The sequence below is a fragment of the Vibrio aquaticus genome, assembly GCF_003970385.1.
GTDB classification, from domain to species: domain Bacteria; phylum Pseudomonadota; class Gammaproteobacteria; order Enterobacterales; family Vibrionaceae; genus Vibrio; species Vibrio aquaticus.
Genome location: NZ_RXZH01000156.1, coordinates 1 through 449, shown reverse-complemented (window position 1 = coordinate 449; position 449 = coordinate 1). Strand labels below are relative to the sequence as shown.

At 38.1% G+C, this 449-nt stretch carries 1 protein-coding gene; it reads right to left on the bottom strand.

Going from position 1 to position 449, the window contains the following annotated elements; genetic code table 11:
* The coding region (locus EJ063_RS21960) for a hypothetical protein (RefSeq protein WP_500691454.1) at positions 1–366 on the bottom strand (366 nt) is incomplete at its 3' end.
* Positions 367–449 lie beyond the last annotated feature (83 nt).

Genomic DNA, 449 nt, shown 5'->3' with positions numbered 1-449 from the left:
TAATTGAACCTTCTCAAACTGTTTCTTTTTAAGAACCAAAAAGATTTGTGCCAAAATAACAGATGCCAAGAAGAACAAAAGGCCTTGGACACGTAATGGATCTTGAAGTACTATTTCGGCATCTCCCTGACCAAATCCACCCACATTAGGATTACTCGTTAATGGTTGATCRAGTTTRATRGATTCRCCCTCTGAAACAAGAAGTTCTRGSCCTSGAGGGATAATATCAAYMACTTSRCGTCCATYCGATGSATCCRCKATRGTTATTTCGTAYCCCCCYTTTTCTTTTCGTAAAATTTTACTTATTATCCCTCCTGCCGTAGCATTATAAACTGTATTGTTACTTTTGCTACCATCAGGATAAATCTGACCCCTTCCCCTGTTTCCACCTACATATATAGGATATTTTAAGAAGTGAACATCTTTATTAGTAGCAGGGTCTGGAGCAT